Source organism: Mycobacterium sp. ACS4331 (assembly GCF_001667265.1).
GTDB lineage: Bacteria > Actinomycetota > Actinomycetes > Mycobacteriales > Mycobacteriaceae > Mycobacterium.
The window spans coordinates 38,777-60,352 of record NZ_LZHW01000043.1 but is presented as its reverse complement, the minus strand read 5'-3'; the positions used below and the strand labels follow the sequence as shown (position 1 = coordinate 60,352).

General features: G+C 67.3%; 17 protein-coding genes and 1 tRNA gene. 10 read left to right on the top strand and 8 right to left on the bottom strand.

The window, feature by feature from the left end; translation table 11 throughout:
- Window positions 1-2: 2 nt before the first annotated feature.
- Entirely contained in the window at window positions 3-449 is a 447-nt protein-coding gene (locus A5727_RS10930) for a Zn-ribbon domain-containing OB-fold protein (protein ID WP_068248789.1), read from the bottom strand.
- 203 nt (window positions 450-652) lie between these two features.
- Between A5727_RS10930 and polA the strand changes: the two genes are divergently transcribed.
- A complete protein-coding gene (gene polA / locus A5727_RS10925; RefSeq protein ID WP_231992032.1) occupies window positions 653-3,316 on the top strand; it encodes a DNA polymerase I in 2,664 nt (887 codons plus the stop codon).
- Between the two features lie 12 nt (window positions 3,317-3,328).
- Here polA and A5727_RS10920 read toward each other — a convergent pair whose 3' ends face one another.
- Window positions 3,329-4,504 (bottom strand): PrsW family intramembrane metalloprotease, encoded by a 1,176-nt coding sequence (locus tag A5727_RS10920; RefSeq protein WP_068248785.1) that lies wholly within the window; start codon window positions 4,502-4,504, stop codon window positions 3,329-3,331.
- Between the two features lie 244 nt (window positions 4,505-4,748).
- On the opposite strand from A5727_RS10920, the gene rpsA reads away from it, so the two are divergent.
- The 3 genes from rpsA (at window position 4,749) to A5727_RS10905 (ending at window position 8,478) form a co-directional block, all read left to right on the top strand.
- Complete coding sequence (rpsA, locus tag A5727_RS10915; RefSeq protein WP_068248783.1) at window positions 4,749-6,185, top strand: 30S ribosomal protein S1; 1,437 nt, start codon at window positions 4,749-4,751, stop codon at window positions 6,183-6,185.
- Window positions 6,186-6,265: 80 nt separating this feature from the next.
- A complete protein-coding gene (gene coaE / locus A5727_RS10910) occupies window positions 6,266-7,495 on the top strand; it encodes a dephospho-CoA kinase (protein WP_068248781.1) in 1,230 nt (409 codons plus the stop codon).
- Window positions 7,495-8,478, top strand: coding sequence for a calcium/sodium antiporter (locus A5727_RS10905; RefSeq protein WP_068248820.1), 984 nt, complete (start codon window positions 7,495-7,497; stop codon window positions 8,476-8,478). The genes coaE and A5727_RS10905 overlap by 1 nt, the downstream gene beginning before the upstream one ends.
- Before the next feature lie 4 nt (window positions 8,479-8,482).
- Here the strand turns inward: A5727_RS10905 and A5727_RS27840 are convergent, their stop codons facing one another.
- From A5727_RS27840 to A5727_RS10890, 3 genes are read right to left on the bottom strand one after another with little or no spacing between them, the layout of a single operon-like run.
- Window positions 8,483-9,040, bottom strand: a complete 558-nt coding sequence (locus tag A5727_RS27840; RefSeq protein ID WP_068248779.1) for a hypothetical protein — start codon at window positions 9,038-9,040, stop codon at window positions 8,483-8,485.
- A gap of 18 nt (window positions 9,041-9,058) precedes the next feature.
- Window positions 9,059-9,562, bottom strand: coding sequence for a ribonuclease FAU-1 family protein (locus tag A5727_RS10895; RefSeq protein ID WP_082949735.1), 504 nt, complete (start codon window positions 9,560-9,562; stop codon window positions 9,059-9,061).
- A gap of 10 nt (window positions 9,563-9,572) precedes the next feature.
- Window positions 9,573-9,881: a hypothetical protein gene (locus A5727_RS10890; protein WP_068248777.1), complete on the bottom strand. Its 309-nt coding sequence runs from the start codon at window positions 9,879-9,881 to the stop codon at window positions 9,573-9,575.
- A 67-nt stretch (window positions 9,882-9,948) separates the two neighbouring features.
- On the opposite strand from A5727_RS10890, the gene uvrB reads away from it, so the two are divergent.
- The 3 genes from uvrB (at window position 9,949) to A5727_RS10875 (ending at window position 13,641) form a co-directional block, all read left to right on the top strand.
- Window positions 9,949-12,108 carry an excinuclease ABC subunit UvrB gene (gene uvrB / locus A5727_RS10885; protein WP_068248775.1) on the top strand — a complete coding sequence of 720 codons (2,160 nt, stop codon included), beginning with the start codon at window positions 9,949-9,951 and terminating at the stop codon, window positions 12,106-12,108.
- Window positions 12,109-12,112: 4 nt separating this feature from the next.
- Window positions 12,113-13,522, top strand: coding sequence for an MFS transporter (locus A5727_RS10880; protein ID WP_068248773.1), 1,410 nt, complete (start codon window positions 12,113-12,115; stop codon window positions 13,520-13,522).
- Window positions 13,523-13,570: 48 nt separating this feature from the next.
- Window positions 13,571-13,641 (top strand) — tRNA-Cys (locus A5727_RS10875).
- Between the two features lie 21 nt (window positions 13,642-13,662).
- Here A5727_RS10875 and A5727_RS10870 read toward each other — a convergent pair.
- Together A5727_RS10870 and A5727_RS10865 are read right to left on the bottom strand one after the other, a co-directional pair.
- Complete coding sequence (locus A5727_RS10870) at window positions 13,663-14,061, bottom strand: phage holin family protein (protein WP_068248816.1); 399 nt, start codon at window positions 14,059-14,061, stop codon at window positions 13,663-13,665.
- 29 nt (window positions 14,062-14,090) lie between these two features.
- Complete coding sequence (locus A5727_RS10865; protein WP_197507640.1) at window positions 14,091-15,650, bottom strand: glycosyltransferase family 39 protein; 1,560 nt, start codon at window positions 15,648-15,650, stop codon at window positions 14,091-14,093.
- Between the two features lie 344 nt (window positions 15,651-15,994).
- Between A5727_RS10865 and A5727_RS10860 the strand changes: the two genes are divergently transcribed.
- Window positions 15,995-16,438, top strand: a complete 444-nt coding sequence (locus A5727_RS10860) for a universal stress protein (RefSeq protein WP_068248771.1) — start codon at window positions 15,995-15,997, stop codon at window positions 16,436-16,438.
- A gap of 72 nt (window positions 16,439-16,510) precedes the next feature.
- The gene (locus A5727_RS10855; protein WP_068248769.1) at window positions 16,511-17,872 is read left to right on the top strand and encodes a hypothetical protein; all 1,362 of its coding nucleotides are present in this window, start codon (window positions 16,511-16,513) and stop codon (window positions 17,870-17,872) included.
- Between the two features lies 1 nt (window position 17,873).
- Here A5727_RS10855 and A5727_RS10850 read toward each other — a convergent pair whose 3' ends face one another.
- On the bottom strand, window positions 17,874-18,551 hold the full coding sequence (locus A5727_RS10850) for an MBL fold metallo-hydrolase (RefSeq protein WP_068248767.1): 678 nt from the start codon (window positions 18,549-18,551) through the stop codon (window positions 17,874-17,876).
- Between the two features lie 112 nt (window positions 18,552-18,663).
- Here A5727_RS10850 and uvrA point away from each other — a divergent pair, with 112 nt between their 5' ends.
- Complete coding sequence (uvrA, locus tag A5727_RS10845; protein WP_068248765.1) at window positions 18,664-21,576, top strand: excinuclease ABC subunit UvrA; 2,913 nt, start codon at window positions 18,664-18,666, stop codon at window positions 21,574-21,576.

Genomic DNA, 21,576 nt, shown 5'->3' with positions numbered 1-21,576 from the left:
ACTCACGGGATCCTCCAGGCGTAGGTGAGACGCTCGATGCCCTCGTCGTCGACGTAGAGGACTTCGGTGCTCAGTTCGACTTCCATGCCGACCTTGAGGTCGGCGGCCAGTGTGCCCTCGACGACCTTGCCGAGCACGATCAGGCCCTCATCGGCGAGTTCGACCGCGGCGACCGCGAACGGCTCGAACGGGTCGGGGGACGGGTAGGGGGGTGGCGGCGCGTAGCGGTTCTCGGTGTAGCTCCACACCTTCCCGCGGCGGGACAGCGCGACGGCCTCCAGCACGTCGCTGTCACATGCGGGGTTCGGGCAGTTGTTGGAGCGCGGCGGGAACACATACGTTCCGCATTCCGTGCACTTTCCGCCGATCAGGTTCGGCGATCCGGTCTCGTCCTGTGACCACCACCCGTCGATCGCGGGCTGGCTGGTGGCGTCCGTAGCTCCTGGCACCGAATCAGCGTAACGGAGTAATCCGGCAGAACTGAAACGTGTTGCAGTCTTGTCCTGCCCAGTGGGAGGCCGCGACATGGCCCAGGACGCGTCCGCTGTCGGAGCGGATGCCTAGAGTTGACCGCGTGAGTCCCGCCAAGACAGCAGAGTCCAAGAAGGCTTCCGATCAGGCCGCCGAGCAGGCCCAGGCCAAACCCACCCTGATGCTGCTGGACGGCAACTCGTTGGCGTTCCGCGCCTTCTATGCCCTGCCCGCGGAGAACTTCAAGACCCAGGGTGGGCTGACCACCAATGCGGTCTACGGATTCACCGCCATGCTGATCAACCTGCTGCGGGATGAGGGGCCCACGCACATCGCCGCCGCGTTCGACGTGTCCAGGCAGACCTTCCGCAAGGAGAAGTACCCGGAGTACAAGGAGGGCCGGGCCGCGACGCCGGACGAGTTCCGCGGTCAGATCGACATCACCAAGGAGGTGCTCGGCGCGCTGGGCATCACGGTGTTGGCCGAGCCCGGCTTCGAGGCCGATGACATCATCGCGACCCTGGCGACCCAGGCGGAGAACGAGGGCTACCGCGTTCTGGTGGTCACGGGTGACCGCGACTCGCTGCAGTTGGTCAGCGACGACGTGACGGTGCTGTACCCGCGGAAGGGCGTCAGCGAGCTCACTCGCTTCACCCCTGAGGCGGTCGTCGAGAAGTACGGGCTGACCCCGGCGCAGTACCCCGACTTCGCGGCGCTGCGCGGCGACCCGAGCGACAACCTGCCGGGCATCCCCGGAGTGGGGGAGAAGACCGCCACCAAGTGGATCGCCGAATACGGTTCGCTGCAGGCCCTGGTCGACAACGTCGACGCCGTGAAGGGCAAGGTCGGTGAGTCGCTGCGCGCCAACCTCGCCTCGGTGATCCTCAACCGGGAACTGACCGACCTGATCAAGGACGTGCCGCTGGCGCAGACCCCGGACACGCTGCGCATGCAGCCCTGGGATCGCGACCACATCCACCGGCTGTTCGACGACCTGGAGTTCCGCGTCCTGCGCGACCGCCTGTTCGACACCCTGGCGTCAGCCGATCCCGAGGTCGAGGAGGGGTTCGACGTCCGCGGTGACGCACTGGTCCCCGGAACTGTCGGGGCCTGGCTGGCCGAGCACGTCTGCGACGGCCGGCGGGCGGGCATCGCCGTGGTCGGCACCCACCTCGCCTTCGACGCCGACGCGACCGCACTCGCGATCGCCGCGGCCGACGGCGACGGCTGCTACATCGACACCGCGACGCTGACCCCCGACGACGATGCCGCCCTCGGAGCGTGGCTGGCCGATCCCGCCCACCCCAAGGCCCTGCACGAGGCCAAGCTGGCGATTCACGATCTCGAGGGTCGCGGCTGGTCGCTGGCCGGGGTCACGTCGGACACCGCGCTGGCCGCCTACCTGGTCCGGCCGGGGCAGCGCAGCTTCACCCTCGACGATCTGTCGCTGCGGTACCTGCGGCGTGAACTGCGTGCGGACACCCCTGAGCAGCAGCAGCTTTCACTGCTCGACGACACTGACGGCGTCGACACTCAGGCCGTGCAGACGCTGATCCTGCGGGCGCGGGCCGTCATCGATCTGGCCGACGCGTTGGACGCCGAACTGGCGCGGATCGACTCCTCGGCGCTGCTGGGTGAGATGGAGCTGCCCGTGCAGACGGCGCTGGCGGCCATGGAGTCCCGCGGCATCGCCGTGGACCTGGACCGGCTGACTCAGCTGCAGAGCACGTTCGGTGACCAGATCCGCGACGCGGCCGAGGCCGCCTATGGCGTCATCGGCAAGCAGATCAACCTCGGGTCGCCCAAGCAGTTGCAGGTCGTGCTGTTCGACGAACTGGAGATGCCGAAGACCAAGCGCACCAAGACCGGGTACACCACCGATGCCGACGCGCTGCAGTCGCTTTTCGACAAGACCGGGCACCCGTTCCTGCAGCACCTGCTGACCCACCGTGACGTCACCCGCCTCAAGGTCACCGTCGACGGCCTGTTGAACGCGGTGGCCTCCGACGGCCGGATTCACACGACGTTCAACCAGACCATCGCCGCGACGGGGCGGCTGTCGTCCACCGAGCCCAACCTGCAGAACATCCCGATCCGCACCGAGGCGGGACGCGAGATCCGCGACGCGTTCGTCGTCGGCGACGGCTACGCCGAACTGATGACGGCGGACTACAGCCAGATCGAGATGCGCATCATGGCCCACCTCTCCGGGGACGAGGGGCTGATCGAGGCGTTCAACACCGGCGAGGACCTGCACTCGTTCGTCGCCTCGCGCGCATTCGGTGTCGACATCGCCGAGGTCACCCCCGAGCTGCGCCGCCGGGTCAAGGCGATGTCCTACGGCCTGGCGTACGGCCTGTCGGCGTATGGGCTGGCCTCGCAGCTGAAGATCTCCACCGAAGAGGCCAAGGCGCAGATGGACCAGTACTTCGCCCGGTTCGGCGGGGTGCGTGACTACCTGCAGTCCGTGGTCGAGCAGGCCCGCAAGGACGGCTACACCTCGACGGTGCTCGGGCGCCGCCGCTACCTGCCCGAACTGGACAGCAGCAACCGCAATGTCCGTGAGGCCGCCGAGCGGGCCGCGCTCAACGCCCCGATCCAGGGCAGCGCGGCCGACATCATCAAGGTCGCGATGATCGAGGTGGACAAAGCGCTGACCGAGGCGAAGCTGCGGTCCCGCATGCTGCTGCAGGTCCACGACGAACTGCTGCTCGAGGTCGTCGACGGCGAGCGGGAGCAGGTCGAGGCGCTGGTCCGCGACAAGATGGGCGGCGCCTACCCGCTGGACGTGCCGTTGGAGGTGTCGGTGGGATTCGGACGCAGCTGGGACGCCGCGGCGCACTGAGCTGCTGCGGGTCTACTGCGGCGCCCGGTAGTTCGCCAGCCAGCCCAGCGTCGGTGCGGCGTAGGCGCGTGCGGCGTAGAGGCGGTAGGTCTCCTCGTTTCGGTAGGCCACCACGCGTTCGTCGCCGAAGCCGCGGTCGATCCGGTCCTGCGCGTACGCCAACTCGACGACCTGCGCGGAGAAGTGCCGGACCCCGCGGGCCGCGGACCGTCCGGCATGGCTGGCCACGGTCGCGACCGCGGCCCGGCGATTGCGCAGCGAACCCAGCCACGTCGCCTCGTTGGGGCTCACCAGCCCGGCCGCGACCATGCCGGGCAGCTTCGCGGCGACGATCTCCTGCTCGCGACGACGGCTCCGCACGGCCAGGACGATGGCCAGCGCGAACATGGGCACCATCCACAGCAGGTAGACGCCGAGATACGCGCCGGGCCCCAACAGTGCCGATCCGTTCCACAGACCGTGCAGGAACACCGCGGCCAGGTAGCCGGCCACGATGCACGCCACCTGCACGATGCGCTGCCGCTGGTGCAGGGCGAAGTACACGCCGATCGCGGTCAGGGTGGTGAACAGGGAGTGCGCGAAGGGCGCCATGACCAGGCGCAGGGCCGCGGTGGCCAGCGATGCGCCCAACGTCTCGCCGCTGGCGATGTAGAAGATGTCCTCGATCCAGGCGAATCCCGCGCCGACCAGGCCGGCGAACACCAGGCAGTCGGTCAGCGAGTTGAGTTCGTGCCGTCGCCGTCCGGTCATCATCAGAAGCAGGAACAGCCCCTTGGCGGCCTCCTCGATGAGCGGCGCGCCGATCGCCACGGTGAAGAAGCTGGTGTTGGACTCGGTCGTGGACTCGGGGTTGACCGCGGCCTCGAACACCACCTCGAGCACCACGGACAGCACGACAGCGATCGATGCGCCCCACAGGAATGCCAGGATCAGCAGTCGGGGCGGCTCGGGTTCCCAGCGGTCCAGCCACAGATAGGCGCCGACCACGACGGTCATCGCCACGCTGGTCAGGACGAGTCCGATCACCGCACCGGCGGGGTTCGTCACGGTGATCAGGATGAGGATCAGCGCCACGAGGGTGCCCAGAGCGATGATCGCGGCCAGGGGCGCGCCCACCTTGCGCACCTTCGTGGGCAGGGCGGGACTCAGCGGCGGAAGCGGATGCGTCGGCAGCGCGGGATAGTGCACCTCAAGGAGATTAGAGGAGGTCAGCGGCGGAATCCGCTGTTACAGGCGGGACGGGCGGGCATTGGTGTGGCCCGAGTTTGTCCAGCGTGTGCCCAGTCGAGTAGTCTCATGGGGTACTCGTGTGTGCTTTATCACCCGAGTTCGACGTGGGGGTTCGAGACCGAATCTGTTCGAGACCGAATCCGCGCGTCACAAGCCAAAAGAACTGTCCCTTCGAGTAAACCTGTCCGGAGCAACCCACCACATGCCAAGTCCCTCCGTCACCTCGCCGCAAGTAGCCGTCAACGACATCGGCTCGGCTGAGGATTTTCTCGCCGCCATCGACAAGACCATCAAATACTTCAACGATGGCGACATCGTCGAAGGGACGATCGTCAAGGTCGACCGTGACGAAGTCCTTCTCGACATCGGTTACAAGACCGAAGGCGTCATCCCTTCCCGTGAGCTGTCCATCAAGCACGACGTCGACCCCAATGAGGTTGTGTCCGTCGGCGACGAGGTCGAAGCTCTGGTCCTCACCAAGGAGGACAAGGAAGGCCGCCTCATCCTGTCCAAGAAGCGCGCGCAGTACGAGCGTGCTTGGGGCACCATCGAAGAGCTCAAGGAAAAGGACGAGGCCGTCAAGGGCACCGTCATCGAGGTCGTCAAGGGCGGCCTGATCCTCGACATCGGCCTGCGCGGCTTCCTGCCCGCATCGCTGGTGGAGATGCGCCGCGTCCGCGATCTGCAGCCGTACATCGGCAAGGAGATCGAGGCCAAGATCATCGAGCTCGACAAGAACCGCAACAACGTCGTGCTCTCGCGTCGCGCCTGGCTGGAGCAGACCCAGTCCGAGGTCCGCAGCGAGTTCCTCAACCAGCTCACCAAGGGAGCCGTCCGCAAGGGCGTCGTGTCCTCGATCGTCAACTTCGGCGCCTTCGTCGATCTCGGCGGCGTCGACGGCCTGGTGCACGTCTCCGAGCTGTCCTGGAAGCACATCGACCATCCGTCCGAGGTCGTCCAGGTGGGCGACGAGGTCACCGTCGAGGTTCTCGACGTCGACATGGACCGCGAGCGGGTTTCGCTGTCGCTCAAGGCCACTCAGGAAGATCCGTGGCGCCACTTCGCCCGCACGCATGCCATCGGGCAGATCGTGCCGGGCAAGGTCACCAAGCTCGTTCCGTTCGGTGCGTTCGTCCGCGTCGAGGAGGGCATCGAGGGCCTGGTGCACATCTCCGAGCTGGCTGAGCGCCACGTCGAGGTCCCGGACCAGGTTGTCGCCGTCGGCGACGACGCGATGGTCAAGGTCATCGACATCGACCTCGAGCGTCGCCGGATCTCGCTGAGCCTCAAGCAGGCCAACGAGGACTACACCGACGAGTTCGACCCGTCGAAGTACGGCATGGCCGACAGCTACGACGAGCAGGGCAACTACATCTTCCCCGAGGGCTTCGACGCCGAGACCAACGAATGGCTCGAAGGTTTCGACAAGCAGCGCCACGAGTGGGAGGCCCGCTACGCCGAGGCCGAGCGTCGGCACAAGATGCACACCGCGCAGATGGAGAAGTTCGCCGCCGCCGAGGCCGAAGAGGCCGCGCGTCCGTCGAACGGTTCGTCTCGCTCGGAGGAGTCGGCCGGTGGATCGCTCGCCAGCGATGCGCAGTTGGCCGCTCTGCGTGAGAAGCTCGCGGGCAACGCCTAGCGCTCTTCAGCGTCAACAGAACTCCCCGGTCCGTCAGGGCCGGGGAGTTCTGCATTTGACCAGCCTGCAAGACTGTCGAGATGTTTCGTATCGGGTTGTCGGGCGGCATCGGCGCCGGAAAGTCCACGGTGTCGGCGACTTTCAGCGAGTGCGGGGGCATCGTCGTCGACGGTGACGTGATCGCCCGCGAAGTCGTCGAACCCGGCACCGAGGGACTGGCCAAACTCGTCGACGCGTTCGGGCACGACATCCTGCACGACAGCGGCCCGTTGGCCGGCGCGCTCAACCGGCCGGCTCTGGCGGCGATAGCCTTCAGCGACGAGGAGAAGCGGGCCACCCTCAACGGCATCGTCCATCCCCTGGTGGGGAGGCGCCGTTCGGAACTCATCGCGGCCGCCGCCGACGATGCGGTCATCGTCGAGGACATCCCGCTGTTGGTGGAATCGCAGATGGCGCCGATGTTCCCGTTGGTGGTGATCGTGCACGCCGACGAGGAGACCCGGGTCAAGCGGCTCATCGAGTACCGCGGGTTCAGTGAGGCCGACGCTCGGGCACGCATCGCCGCGCAGGCCACCGAGGAGCAGCGCCGCGCCGTGGCCGACGTGTGGCTGGACAACTCGGGGTCGGCGGGTGATCTGGCCGAACGCGCACGCGGTCTCTGGTATGAGCGCATCCTGCCGTTCGCGCACAACGTCGCGACGACGCGACCCGCCGACGAATCAACCCGACTGGTCTCCTACGACGCCACCTGGCCCGATCAGGCCAAGCGCATCCTGGCACGGTTGAACACCGCGTGCGGTCACCGTGCGATCCGCATCGACCACATCGGGTCCACCGCGGTTCCCGGCACCGACGCCAAGGACGTCATCGACATCCAGATCACGGTCGATTCGTTGGCGACGGCGGATGACCTGACGGGTCCGCTGCTCGACGCGGGCTATCCGCGCGTCGGCACCGTCACCTCCGATGTGCCGAAGGACAACGGTCGCAGCACCGTCGGCGAATTCGACGGCACCCACGGCGACGAACTGTGGCACAAGCGGTACTTCGCCTCGGCGGACCCTGGCCGCCCAACCCACGTCCATGTTCGTGTCGACGGGTGGCCCAATCAGCAGTTCGCGCTGCTGTTCACCGACTGGCTGGCGGCCAATCCGGGCGCACGCGAGGACTATGTGGCGGCCAAGCGTGCCGCGGCCACGGCCGGAGCGCACGACCGTGGTGCCTACGCCGAGGCCAAGGAGCCCTGGTTCCTGGACGCGTACCGGCGCGCGTGGGAGTGGGCCGACACCACCGGTTGGCGTCCACGCTGATGGCGGCGGATCTGGCCTGGTTCGCCGCCGGGCTGGGCGCGTTGATCGTTGGGTCGGAGTGGCTGGTCAGGGGCGGCGCCCGACTGGCCGCGATGCTCGGCATCCCGCCGATTCTGGTCGGCCTGACCGTGGTGTCGATCGGCACCAGCATGCCCGAACTCGCGGTGGGAATCCGGGCCGCCTCCGACGGCAACGCCTCGCTGGCGGTGGGCAACATCGCGGGCACCAACATCGTCAACCTGCTGCTGATCCTCGGGTTGTCCGCCCTGATCGCCCCGCTGGTTCTGGAGATGAGGACGCTTCGGCTTGACCTGCCGATGATGACCGCGGCCGCGGTCCTGCTGTGGGCACTGGCCGCCGACGGCAGGTTGTCGTTCGTCGAGGGCGTCGTGCTGACGGTGGGCGCGGTCGCCTACACCGTCGTCCTGGTGTTCAGCGCGCGCCGGGAGAGCAGGGCGATCCAGGCTGAGTTCGCGGGCGAGTTCGCCGTGCCCGAGGACGAACCGGCCGCGGCGACGCGTCGCGACCTGTTGCGGAGCCTGGGACTGCTGATCGTCGGCATCGGCGTGGTGGTCGTCGGGGCCGACTGGCTGGTGGATGGTGCCGTCGGCGTCGCGAAGGCGTTCGGGGTGTCGGATGCGTTCATCGGCCTGACCATCGTGGCCATCGGCACGTCGGCACCCGAACTCGTCACGACGATCGTCTCCACGATCCGCGGCGAACGGGACATCGCGATCGGCAACCTGCTCGGCAGCAGCGTCTACAACATCCTGCTGATCCTCGGTGTGACCGTGATGGCCAGCGGGCGCGTTCTCGAACTCGAGCCCGACCTGGTGCGTATCGACATTCCGGTCATGGCGGTGGTGGCGCTCGCGTGTATCCCGATCTTCCTCTCGGGCCGGAGGGTGGGGCGCGGCGAGGGCGGCGCCATGGTGGCCGCCTACCTGGCCTACGTGACGTTCCTGGTGATGACGCAGACCTGAAGGCTCAGGCGGAGGGCGGAGTCTCGGGTGCCGGCTCGGTGGCCGGGTCCGCCGGAGCGACCGGGGCGGCGCCACCGGTGCCGAGGTCGGACGGGCTCACCAGGGGCGCACCGCAGGCCAGACGGCCGTAGTCCGGATCGTCGTTGGCCGGTGTGAGGCGCGGTTTGATCCACTCGTCGGCCTGCGCGACGATTTGATCGTTGACCAGGATCTCGCAGTGCAGGTTGGCCGAGTACGGCCACTGGATCGAGATCTGCATGCCCGCCAGGTCGGCGTCGGACAACACCGTCTGTGCCTCGAAGACTCGGCCCGGCAGCATGGTCGGGTCGACGCTCTGCACCTGCGAGTCGTTGATCTTGTAGGTGATGAGCGCACCGCGCGAGACGCCGTCGACGCGGGCCCGATACGTCACGTTGTGCAGCTGATCCTCGGGTGTCGTCTGCCCGGCGGGCACCGGCTCAGGGGTGGGCTCCGATCCAGGATCGGCCCACGCCGCCGGTGCGATGGTCGCGCACACTAAACCCGCCGCCAGGGTGGCGGCGACTCCTGCGGTGGACTTCACAGTTAGGCACACTACGCGTTATCGCCACGAGAGTTCCATGCCGTTACGGCCGAGCCAGGCGTGCAGATCATGGCCGTGCCGTGCGAGCCCGTCGATCGCCGAGACCGCGGTGCGCAGCGCATGCTCGGCGGTCTCGGGGGACAGCAGGCCCATGCGGTGGGCCTCGAGCAGTTCGTCGACGTCGACGAGGTCGGTGCGCTGACCCGTGTGCACCACCAGGTCGAGGTAGTGGTCCTCGGTGCGCCACGTGTCGCCGCGCACCGTGATCGCCGCGACGTCGAGGTAGAAGTCCTGGTCACGCTCGTGGCCTGGATTCCAGTGGAAGACGCTTGCCCGCAGGCTGAGGCTGGGAAGCAGCCAGGACTCCAGGTAGTGGAACTGAGGCCGGCCCGGCGTCGGTCTGGCCATGTACAGGCCGCCCCACGGCGCCAGGGTGTAGACATCCACCGCGCGGACGATGCCTTTCGGATCGGTGTTGGTTCGCGCGGCGAGGTCGAAGGTTTCGTTCTTGGGAGGGTGGATGTCGCTCAGTCTAGGACCCGAACTTCCGCGTTATGCGCCGCAGATCGATGGTGCGTGGGGCCCTGGCGGCCGGACGTGTCGCGATCCGCAGCACCGCGCCCAGCACCAGGGGCAGCCAGACACCGGTCCACAGCAGATCGGCCGCGTCGAGCCACGAGCACTGGTGGGATGAACCGTGGCGGTCGCTCGCGCATGTCTGCCCGAGGGTCTCGGCGACTCTGGCCGGGCCGGGCCAGAAGATGAGCACCAGACAGGCCAGGCTGAGCATCAGCAGCACCAGACCGAGCACCCGGAGTGCGATGCGCGCGGGTTCGGGCACCGGGTCAGACTAATGCGCGCGAGGACATCCGGTGAACTTGTCGGCACCCCCGCCTACCCTTGGTTTCATGGCTTTCGCTACCGAACATCCCGTGCTTGCGCATTCGGAGTACCGCGCGGTCGAGGACGTGGTGCGTGTCGGCGGTCGGTTCGAGGTCGTCAGCGAGTACCAACCCGCCGGTGACCAGCCCGCCGCGATCGAGGACCTGGAACGCCGCATCAGGGCGGGCGAGCGTGACGTGGTGCTGCTGGGCGCCACCGGCACCGGCAAGTCGGCCACCACGGCATGGCTGATCGAACGGCTGCAGCGCCCCACCCTCGTCATGGCTCCCAACAAGACACTGGCGGCCCAGCTCGCCAATGAGCTGCGGGAGATGCTGCCGCACAACGCCGTCGAGTACTTCGTCTCGTACTACGACTACTACCAGCCTGAGGCGTACATCGCGCAGACGGACACCTACATCGAGAAGGACAGCTCGATCAACGACGACGTCGAGCGCCTGAGGCATTCAGCCACGTCCAGTCTGCTGTCGCGGCGCGATGTCGTTGTGGTGGCCTCGGTGTCGTGCATCTACGGCCTGGGCACGCCGCAGTCCTACCTGGACCGATCGGTCGAGCTCAACGTCGGTGACGAGGTGCCCCGCGACGGGCTGCTGCGCCTGCTGGTCGACGTGCAGTACACCCGCAACGACATGTCCTTCACCCGAGGGACGTTCCGGGTCCGTGGCGACACCGTGGAGATCATCCCGTCATACGAGGAACTCGCGGTGCGCATCGAGTACTTCGGCGATGAGATCGAGGCGCTGTACTACATGCACCCGCTGACCGGCGACGTCATCCGCAAGGTGGACTCGCTGCGGGTTTTCCCGGCCACGCACTACGTCGCTGGGCCGGAGCGCATGGCGCAGGCCATCTCCACCATCGAGGCCGAACTCGAGGAACGGCTGGCCGAGCTCGAGGGGCAGGGCAAGCTGCTCGAGGCCCAGCGGTTGCGGATGCGCACCAACTACGACATCGAGATGATGAAGCAGGTCGGGTTCTGCTCGGGCATCGAGAACTACTCGCGGCACATCGACGGCAGGCCCGCCGGATCTGCGCCGGCCACGCTGCTGGACTACTTCCCGGAGGATTTCCTGCTCGTCATCGACGAGTCGCATGTGACTGTGCCGCAGATCGGGGGCATGTACGAGGGGGATATGTCGCGCAAGCGCAACCTGGTGGACTTCGGCTTCCGGTTGCCCTCGGCCGTCGACAACCGTCCGCTGACGTGGGAGGAGTTCGCCGACCGGATCGGGCAGACCGTCTACCTCTCGGCGACCCCGGGCACCTATGAGCTCAGCCAGACCGGAGGTGAGTTCGTCGAGCAGGTCATTCGCCCCACCGGCCTGGTCGACCCCCTGGTGGTGGTGAAGCCCACCAAGGGGCAGATCGATGATCTGATCGGCGAGATCCGGTTGCGCGCCGAACGCGACGAGCGCGTCCTGGTCACCACGCTGACCAAGAAGATGGCCGAGGACCTGACCGACTATCTGCTTGAGATGGGGATCCGAGTCCGCTACCTGCACTCGGAGGTCGACACCCTGCGCCGTGTCGAACTGCTGCGCCAACTGCGCCAAGGCGAGTACGACGTGCTGATCGGCATCAACCTGCTGCGGGAGGGCCTGGACCTGCCCGAGGTGTCGTTGGTGGCGATCCTCGATGCCGACAAGGAGGGCTTCCTGCGCTCACCGCGGAGCCTGATCCAGACCATCGGTCGCGCGGCGCGCAACGTCTCCGGCGAGGTGCACATGTACGCCGACAAGATCACCGACTCGATGAAGGAGGCCATCGACGAGACGGAACGGCGCCGCGCCAAGCAGATCGCCTACAACGAAGAGCACGGAATCGACCCGCAGCCGCTGCGCAAGAAGATCGCCGACATCCTCGATCAGGTGTACCGCGAGGCCGACGACTCCGAGACCGTCGAAGTCGGGGGTTCGGGCCGCAACCGGTCACGCGGGCGCCGGGCCCAGGGCGAACCGGGGCGCGCGGTCAGCGCCGGAATCGTCGAGGGCCGCGACACCAAGAGCATGCCGAGGGCCGAACTCGCGGACCTGATCAAGGATCTGACCGAGCAGATGATGACTGCGGCCCGGGATCTGCAGTTCGAGTTGGCCGCCCGCATCCGCGACGAGATCGCCGACCTGAAGAAGGAGCTGCGCGGTATGGATGCCGCGGGATTGAAGTGATTCGTTGACCGAGCCCGCGACCGTCCCCACCGGTCGGTGGCGTGATCTGCTGGGACCGCGCCACCTCGGCGCGTCGGTGGTGATGGCCGGCGGGGTCGGCCTGTACGCGATCAACGAGTTCCTGACGATCTCTCTGCTGCCCAGCGCGGTGGCCGACATCGGCGGCCAGCGGTTCTACGCGTGGGTGACGACGGTGTACCTGGTGGCCTCGGTGGCGGCGGCCACGACGGTCAGCGCGCTGGTGGCACGGTTCGGGCCCCGGTGGGCCTACCTGCCGACGTTGGCGGTGTTCGGTCTGGGCAGCGTGCTGTGCGCCGTGTCGCCCAGCATGGAACTGCTGCTGGTCGGACGGGTGGTCCAGGGCGCGGCCGGTGGTCTGCTGGCCGGTCTCGGTTATGCCATGATCAATGCCCTACTGCCGCAATGGCTGTGGACCAGGGCGTCGGCACTGGTGTCGGTGATGTGGGGAGTCGGCACCATCGTGGGCCCGGCCGCAGGCGGGCTGTTCGCGCAGTTCGGGTTGTGGCGGTGGGCATTTGGCGCGCTGGCCATCGTCACCGTGCTGATGGCCGTCCTGGTTCCCGTCGTGCTGCCCGGCCGGTCCGCTGAGAGCAGGCCGACCGCGTGGAACATTCCGGTGTGGTCGCTGCTGCTGTTGGGAGCCGCGGCGCTGCTGGTCAGCGTCGCGGGCATACCGCGGAATATCGCCGCCACGGCGGCACTGCTCGCTGCGAGCGTTGCCCTGGTCGCGGCGTTTCTGCTGGTCGATCGGCGTTGTGCGGCAAGCGTTCTGCCGGCCACCGCGTTCCGGCCTGGGCCGTTGAAGTGGATCTATCTCACGTTGGGTCTGATGATGGCCGCGACCATGGCCGATATGTACGTGCCTCTGTTCGGGCAACGGCTTGCGGGTCTGGTTCCGGTCGCCGCCGGCTTTCTCGGTGTGGCGCTCTCGGTGGGCTGGTCGGTCAGCGAGATCGTGTCGGCGTCGGTGGACCGCACCCGCGTCATCGCGCGCATCGTCATGGTGGCGCCCATGGTGATGACCGCAGGTCTGGTGATCGCCGCGCTGACCCAGCGTGAGGGGGCCTCGCTCTGGGTGGTGGCGGCGTGGGTCTTCGCTCTGACCGTGACGGGCGTCGGCATCGGCATGGCGTGGCCGCACCTGTCGGCGTGGGCCATGGGCGGTGTTGCCGACACCGCTGAGGGCGGCACCGCGGCCGCCGCCATCAACACCGTGCAGTTGATGTGCGGCGCGTTCGGCGCCGGGGTGGCCGGAGTCGTGGTGAACCTGTCCGAGCACGGCGATGCGGCGGCGGCGCGGTGGATGTTCACGACATTCGCGCTGCTGGCGGTGGTGGCCTGCTTCGCGGCTCACCGCGCCAGCCGCGGTCACGAGGAGCTTCGATCAGCGTGAGGTAAACGGTGGGCTGCGCTGCGGGCCTGCGGCACAGTGGGTGTCAGTGCGGGTGTGGCTGAGTGGCTAGGCACCGGCCTGCAAAGCCGTTTACACGGGTTCGAATCCCGTCACTCGCTCGCATGAGAACCAGTCGTCGATCAGCGACTGCTGCCCACCGGGGTGTCGCGGATCAGCACCGACAGCGCCCAGCTGACCAGCGACAGCACGATGGCCGCCCAGATGGCCGTCCACCAGAACTGGTCGATGTCCAGACCCCAGTGCGTGGTGTTGCGGGTGATCCAGGACGTGATCCACAGCATCAGCGCATTGATCACGACATGGATCAGGCCGAGGGTGAGGATGTAGAGCGGGATCGCCACGATCTGCACGATGGGTTTGATGATGGCGTTGACCACGCCGAAGATCACCGCGACCACCAGAATGATGCCGATCTTCTGCCAGGTCTCGTCGCCGCCGACGAAGTACACGCCGGGCACGATCAGCGTCACCACCCAGAGCGCGAGTCCGGTCAGTACGGTGCGGATGAGGAATCCCATGCCGTTGATCTTGGCATGAGGATCGGCGTTCATCGCAGAGATCTGGTGACCTGGGCGAAGCTGAACTGCCAGCGCTCCACGATGTGGAACCCGAACTGTGCGGGCGCGCGGTAGGCCGGCGCCCGCTCAAGCCGGGGGCCGGGATCCAGACGCGGTCCGGCTTCGTGGTCCGGACGTGTCTGATCGCGTTCGGACACCGTCCACAGCGCCGGGCACGACGGGATCCGGTCGCGCCAGGACCAGATCGACCTGTGCCTGTCCCACAGCATGTTTCGATCCAATGCGGTTCGGCCACGGCCGGGGTCGACGAGTTTGGCGTACACGGACGGTCGTGCGGCCGTGAGTGGGCGAATGGGTCCGGGCTCCCAGCGCACGGTGTTGTCCAGGACGAGGCAGTCACCCGGCGAGGCATGCTCATCGATGACATCGGCCACCTGGCTGTAGTCCATCTGCCCCTTCGCGTACGGACCCCTCTGCACCAGAAGGAGATTCGGTGCCGCCACCACCAGGCACAGCGCGAGCACCGCGACCGTGCGCCACGGCGTGCGGGCGATCGCGACGATGGCGACCCCGAGCAGCAGCGCCACGGCGGGCGCGGTGAACGTCAGGTAGCGCGGCCAGTACACCGGTGCCAGGAGTGCCGAACACCCCAGCAGCACAGCGGTGGGGAACAGGATCCACATGAGGGCCAGCGCGACCGGGACCCGAGCCTTGCCCTCGGGCAGCGCCGGCGAAGGGCGGCGCATCAGCACCGCAGCGATGATCAACACCGCGGCCAGCACGGCCGCCGCGGCACTGTGATCGAAGTACTGGTCCACCAACACTTCACCGAAGGTGCGCTGCCGCAGCGGCGGTATCCAACCCACCTGGCGCATCTGGGATCTGCTGTAGGACAGGAACGGGGCGACGGCGATCACTGCCATGCCGGTCGCGGCGCACCAGTGCGCGAAACCGCGGCGCCCGCCCAGCAGCACGGCCGTCAGACCGTGCGCTGCCGCGATCAACAGCACGTACACGTTGAGCACCGTCGACACCGTCAAGGCGGCGCCGTACGCCGCCCACATCCAGACCCCGCCCCGCCGAATCGCCTGCACCAGAAGAACTGTCAGCCAGACGGCCGCCGCCATCGACAGTGCATACGACCGCGCCTCGATCGCAGCGCACGTGACCCGGGGAAGGAACGCGAAAACCGCTGCGGCCGTGAGTGCCACCGCCCGCGTCGAAAGTTGTCTGCCGAGAACGACAACGCCGGCGGCGGCGACACCGACGGCGATCACACTGGGCAGTCGCAGAAAGGTCTCCGAAGGCGCCGCCAACAGCAGCCACCCGTGCATCAGCAGGTAGTACAACCCATGCACCGCATCGATGTTCTGCAGCAGCGACCACAGTTCGTGCAGCGGACGGGTGGCCGCCGAAATGGTGGCCGCCTCGTCGTACCAGAGCGAGGGACGGTCGATCCAGATCGTGCTGACGGCCATGGCTCCGACCGCCGCGAGCATCGCGTCGGTGACCGAGCTTCGGCGGCGGGGCCGGTCGGAGTTGACCTCGATGTCTTCGGAGGTCGGGTCGTGCAGTGAGGTCAGGACCACGCGGTGTTCCGTTGTGCGCTGGGACGGGAGCCACACAGTAACGTCCATGTCGGCGGATCGCGCGGCGAGACCCCGTGAGGCCCAGACCCTTCCACGCGCGGTGACGTGTGAAGTGAGTCATAGGGCGGTCCCGTGTGAGGGCGGAGGCGGGTGCGGCGCGCCAGTGTCAGAAAGCTCACCGTTGCGTCGGAACAGGTGAATTCCCGCAGCTAGCGGGGCAAACTAGCACGGAAACGCGGCAACGGTGTCGCCAATCGCGCCCATCGCGACAACGTGACGGGTTAATGTTCGGAGTTGGCGTTCCTGAGACGCCTGAGACATCGGACCTTTTTGGGAGGGTATGGATGAGCGGCTATAAGACCGTGGTGGTCGGTACCGACGGCTCGGATTCGTCGTTGCGTGCAGTCGACCGGGCCGGCGCGCTCGCCTCGGATCCCGACGCGAAGGTCATCGTCGCGACCGCATATTTCCCGTCGCATGACGACTCGCGGGCCGCGGACGTCCTCAAGGACGAGGGCTACAAGATGTCGGGCAACGCGCCGATCTATGCGATCCTGCGCGAGGCGCGCGACCGCGCCAAGGCCGCCGGAGCCACCAACATCGAGGAGAAGGCCATCGTCGGCGCTCCGGTCGACGCCCTCGTGGACCTGGCCGAAGAGGTCAACGCGGACCTGCTGGTCGTCGGCAACGTGGGTCTGAGCACCATCGCGGGCCGCCTGCTGGGCTCGGTGCCCGCCAACGTGGCGCGCCGGTCCAAGGTCGACGTGCTCATCGTGCACACCACATAGTCACCCGCAGTCCACATAATCGCGTAGCCCACTACGTGCCGACCTGAGCGTCGGCGGATTTAACGTGCCGACATGCAGGTCAAACTTGAGGTCGGCGCGGGCAATGGTTCTGTCGAGAGCCCGCCCAGTCGCGAGACGGTGGCCGACACGGAGTTCGGTATCGGTGATCTGAGCCGCCCACTGCGGGGGTTGCTCATCGTCTGGGTCGGCCTGTGCACGGCCGTGGTGCTCTGGCTCGCAATCGAGAATGCGACGTTGACCACCGAGGTGTGGGATCTGATCGGCACAGTGCTGCTGTTCGGAATCGGCATCACGTGCGCGCTCGCGCTGGTGGCGATCCTGCGGCGCTCCACCAGCGCACTGATCGTGACGCTGGTGAGTCAGCTGTTCATCATCACGTTGGCGGGTTACGTGTGGTTGGTTGACCATCGCAGCCCGGTGAGCCAACTGCTGGGCGTCACAGGGGTGGCGCTGGCCGCCGGCGCGATCGCGGTGCTCTGGGTGTGTCACCTGGGTCGCCACGCGGGCAGTGCGGTCACCAAGGGTGCGGCGTTGGTGGCGGCGCTGTTCCCGCTTGTTGGTCTTGCCCAGTTCTGGATGCAGACGGACTACCTGCCCCGGAGTTCACGGCCGCTGGTCAATGTGCAGGCCGAGTTGACACCGATGGGCTCCAGCGGGCCCATCGTCCACGCTCTCGCGAAGGTCACCCTGCACAACCGCGGCACGGTGCAGGCCGACATGCGCGGTGGTGTCATGGGGGTCGTGTCGTTCCCGCGGGACACGCCCGCGCGGGAGCCCACTCGGGACGCGGTGGCCGCGGGTGTGAATCCGTTCGTGGGCTTTGCGGGCGTTGACTTCCGCCTGCAGCCCAGTGGGTTCGCCGAATCCCGGCTCCTCTACGCCGAGAACTTCGCCTCGCTCGGCACATTCCTCGCTCCCGGTGGCACCGAGGTGTATCAGGCGATCGTCGACATCGATACGCGGGTCGACCGGCTTGCGAGGTTGTCTGTATATGGCGTGCTGGTGACACAGCGCGCCGTTGAGGACACGACGACGTGCTACGACCCGCAGTACTCGTACACCTACGATTCGATGCAGTTCCAACTCAATTCGAGACAGTCCCATGAGTGGATGCCCGGCACCCACGTCCTGTGCTCAGACACGCAGATCGCCTCCACGGGCATCGTCCACGACCTGGTGTCCGACCATCCCGTCCTGCGCGTGCTTCACGTGATCGACAGCCCATTCCTGGACGCGCCGGTCGTGCTGCCGTTCTTCGGGACGAGGGACGTGATCGCGGATCCGCTGTCGCACATCGACTCGTTGGAAAAGGGCGAGAAGGCCAACCCATCAACGGTGATCTGGGCGAGCGCCGAATACGCGCCCAGCGACGCCGACGTGTCCGGCGGCGGGGTGTCCGGCGGGAAGCCCTGACTCACCAACCGCGCTGGCGCCACTCCGCGAGATGAGGCCGCTCGGCACCCAGCGTGGTGTCGTCGCCGTGGCCGGGATAGATCACCGTGTCGTCGTCGTAGACGTCGAACACCTTGGTGCTGACGTCGTCGAGCAGTCGCTCGAAGTCGCCGGGCTGCCAGGTCTTGCCGACCCCGCCCGGGAACAGGCAGTCACCGGTGAACAGGTGGGTGACCCCGCCGGTGGCGTCGCCGGACAGTGCCAGGGCGACCGACCCTGGGGTGTGGCCCCGAAGGTGGATGACTGAGAACGTGAGGTCGCCGACCGTGACGGTGTCGCCGTCGGCCAGGATCCGGTCGGGGGTCACCGGCAGCGGTTCGGCGTCGAGTTCGTGCGCCGCGGTGGGGGCGCCCGTCGCGGCGGCCACCGCCTCGAGCGCCTGCCAGTGATCGAAGTGTTGGTGGCTGGTCACGATCAGGGCCACGTCGGGGGCATGCTCGCGGATGACCTCCAGCAGGGTGTCGGCGTCGTTGGCGGCGTCGATCAGCAGTGTCTTGCCCGTCGCGGAACACGTGATCAGGTACGCGTTGTTGTCCATGGGGCCGACCGAGACCTTCAGGATGCTCGCGCCGGGCAGGTCCCGGCGGGCCCCGGTGCCTGATTCGACGTGACCGGTGTAGGTGTCCGCGATGGTGGTCATGGAAATCACGCTACTGGCCCCTGAAGGCTTGTCGGTAGGGGCACCTAGCATGGACGAGGGTCGGGGATACCGGCGAGCATGTCCGTCGGGGAAGTACTGAGAAAGGGTCCGGGTGGCTGACCGCCTCATAGTCAAGGGCGCGCGCGAACACAATCTGCGCAGCGTCGATCTTGACCTGCCTCGTGATGCCCTGATCGTCTTCACCGGCCTGTCGGGTTCGGGCAAGTCGTCGCTGGCGTTCGACACGATCTTCGCCGAGGGGCAGCGCCGCTACGTCGAGTCGCTGTCGGCCTACGCGCGTCAGTTCCTCGGCCAGATGGACAAGCCGGACGTCGACTTCATCGAGGGCCTGTCCCCGGCGGTGTCGATCGACCAGAAGTCCACCAACCGCAACCCGCGGTCCACGGTCGGCACCATCACCGAGGTGTATGACTACCTGCGTCTGCTGTATGCGCGCGCGGGCACGCCGCACTGTCCGGTCTGTGGTGAGAAGATCGCCCGGCAGACGCCTCAGCAGATCGTCGACCAGGTCCTGGCCATGGATGAGGGCCTGCGTTTCCAGGTGCTGGCGCCCGTGGTCCGCACCCGCAAGGGTGAGTTCGTCGACCTGTTCGACAAGCTCAACAGCCAGGGTTACAGCCGTGTGCGCGTCGACGGTGTGGTGCATTCGCTGTCCGACCCGCCGAAGCTGAAGAAGCAGGAGAAGCACGACATCGAGGTCGTGGTCGACCGCCTGACGGTCAAGGCGTCGGCCAAGCAGCGCCTCACCGATTCGGTCGAAACGGCGCTGGGCCTCGCCGACGGCATCGTGGTGCTGGAGTTCGTCGATCGCGAGGATGACCACCCGCACCGCGAACAGCGGTTCTCCGAGAAGCTCGCGTGCCCCAACGCCCACCCGCTGGCGGTCGACGATCTTGAACCCCGGTCCTTCTCCTTCAACTCGCCCTACGGCGCGTGCCCGGAGTGCATCGGCCTCGGCATCCGCAAGGAGGTCGACCCCGAACTCGTGGTGCCCGATCCGGACATGACCCTGGCCGAGGGGGCCATCGCGCCCTGGTCGATCGGGCAGAGTGCCGAGTACTTCACACGCATGATGGCGGGCCTGGGCGAGGCCATGGGCTTCGACGTCGACACCCCGTGGAGGAAGCTGCCGGCCAAGGCGCGTAAGGCCATCCTCGAGGGCTCTGACCACCAGGTTCATGTCCGGTATAAAAACCGGTACGGGCGTACCAGGTCGTACTACGCCGACTTCGAGGGCGTCATGGCCTACCTGCAGCGCCGCATGGAACAGACCGACTCCGAGCAGATGAAGGAGCGGCTGGAGGGCTTCATGCGGGACATCCCGTGCCCGGAGTGCAACGGCACGCGGCTCAAGCCCGAGATCCTCGCGGTCACGCTGGCGGCGGGGGACCGGGGCGCGAAGTCCATCGCCGAAGTCTGTGCGCTCTCGATCGCGGACTGCTCGGACTTCCTGAACGCACTGACGCTGGGCCCGCGCGAGCAGGCCATCGCGGGGCAGGTGCTCAAGGAGGTGCAGTCCCGGCTCGGGTTCCTGCTCGACGTCGGCCTGGAGTACCTGTCGCTCGAGCGTGCGGCGGGCACCCTCTCGGGCGGGGAGGCCCAGCGCATCCGGTTGGCCACCCAGATCGGGTCCGGCCTCGTCGGGGTGCTCTACGTGCTCGACGAACCGTCGATCGGTCTGCACCAGCGGGACAACCGCCGGCTGATCGAGACTCTCACGCGGCTGCGGGATCTGGGCAACACGCTGATCGTCGTCGAGCACGACGAGGACACCATCGCGCACTCGGACTGGGTGGTCGACATCGGGCCGGCGGCCGGTGAACACGGCGGCACCGTCGTGCACAGCGGTCCCTACGCGGACCTGCTGAAGAACCCGGCGTCGATCACGGGCGCCTACCTGTCGGGCCGGGAGAGCATCGCGGTTCCTGAGATCCGCCGCCCGGTCGACAGGCGTCGGCAGCTGACGGTCGTCGGCGCCCGCGAGCACAACCTCAAAGACATCGACGTGTCGTTCCCGCTCGGGGTGCTGACGTCGGTCACCGGCGTCTCCGGTTCCGGCAAGTCGACGCTGGTCAACGACATCCTGGCGACGGTGCTGGCCAACAAGCTCAACGGTGCCCGGCAGGTTCCCGGCCGGCACACCCGGATCAACGGCCTGGACAACCTCGACAAGCTCGTGCGCGTCGACCAGTCGCCGATCGGGCGCACACCCCGGTCCAACCCGGCCACCTACACCGGCGTCTTCGACAAGATCCGGACGCTGTTCGCGGCCACCACCGAGGCCAAGGTGCGCGGTTACCAGCCGGGCCGGTTCTCGTTCAACGTCAAGGGCGGCCGCTGCGAGGCCTGCTCGGGTGACGGCACCATCAAGATCGAGATGAACTTCCTGCCCGACGTGTACGTGCCCTGCGAGGTGTGCCACGGTGCGCGCTACAACCGCGAGACCCTCGAGGTGCACTACAAGGGCAAGACCATCTCCGAGGTCCTCGACATGTCGATCGAGGAGGCCGCCGAGTTCTTCGCGCCCATCACCGGCATCCACCGCTACCTCAAGACCCTGGTCGACGTCGGTCTCGGCTACGTCCGCCTGGGCCAGCCCGCGCCGACGCTCTCCGGCGGTGAGGCACAGCGCGTGAAACTGGCGGCCGAACTGCAGAAGCGGTCCACCGGGCGGACGGTCTACATCCTCGACGAACCGACCACCGGCCTGCACTTCGAGGACATCCGCAAGCTGCTCAAGGTCATCAACGGCCTTGTCGACAAAGGCAATTCGGTCATCGTGATCGAACACAACCTGGATGTGATCAAGACGTCGGACTGGATCATCGACATGGGCCCGGAGGGCGGAGCCGGTGGCGGCACCGTCGTCGCGGAGGGCACACCGGAAGACGTCGCCGCCGTGCCGGAGAGCTACACCGGAAAGTTCCTCACCGAGGTGCTGGCGGCCAAACCCGCGCCGCCCGCACCCAAGAAGGCCGCCCGCAAACGCAAGGTCAGCGCGTAG

Coding starts and splice junctions, on each gene's coding strand:
- polA (WP_231992032.1), top strand. CDS start 653: ATGCTGCTGGACGGCAACTCGTTGGCGTTCCGCGCCTTCTATGCCCTG.
- rpsA (WP_068248783.1), top strand. CDS start 4,749: ATGCCAAGTCCCTCCGTCACCTCGCCGCAAGTAGCCGTCAACGACATC.
- coaE (WP_068248781.1), top strand. CDS start 6,266: ATGTTTCGTATCGGGTTGTCGGGCGGCATCGGCGCCGGAAAGTCCACG.
- A5727_RS10905 (WP_068248820.1), top strand. CDS start 7,495: ATGGCGGCGGATCTGGCCTGGTTCGCCGCCGGGCTGGGCGCGTTGATC.
- uvrB (WP_068248775.1), top strand. CDS start 9,949: ATGGCTTTCGCTACCGAACATCCCGTGCTTGCGCATTCGGAGTACCGC.
- A5727_RS10870 (WP_068248816.1), bottom strand. CDS start 14,061: ATGGGATTCCTCATCCGCACCGTACTGACCGGACTCGCGCTCTGGGTG.
- A5727_RS10860 (WP_068248771.1), top strand. CDS start 15,995: ATGAGCGGCTATAAGACCGTGGTGGTCGGTACCGACGGCTCGGATTCG.
- A5727_RS10855 (WP_068248769.1), top strand. CDS start 16,511: ATGCAGGTCAAACTTGAGGTCGGCGCGGGCAATGGTTCTGTCGAGAGC.
- A5727_RS10850 (WP_068248767.1), bottom strand. CDS start 18,551: ATGACCACCATCGCGGACACCTACACCGGTCACGTCGAATCAGGCACC.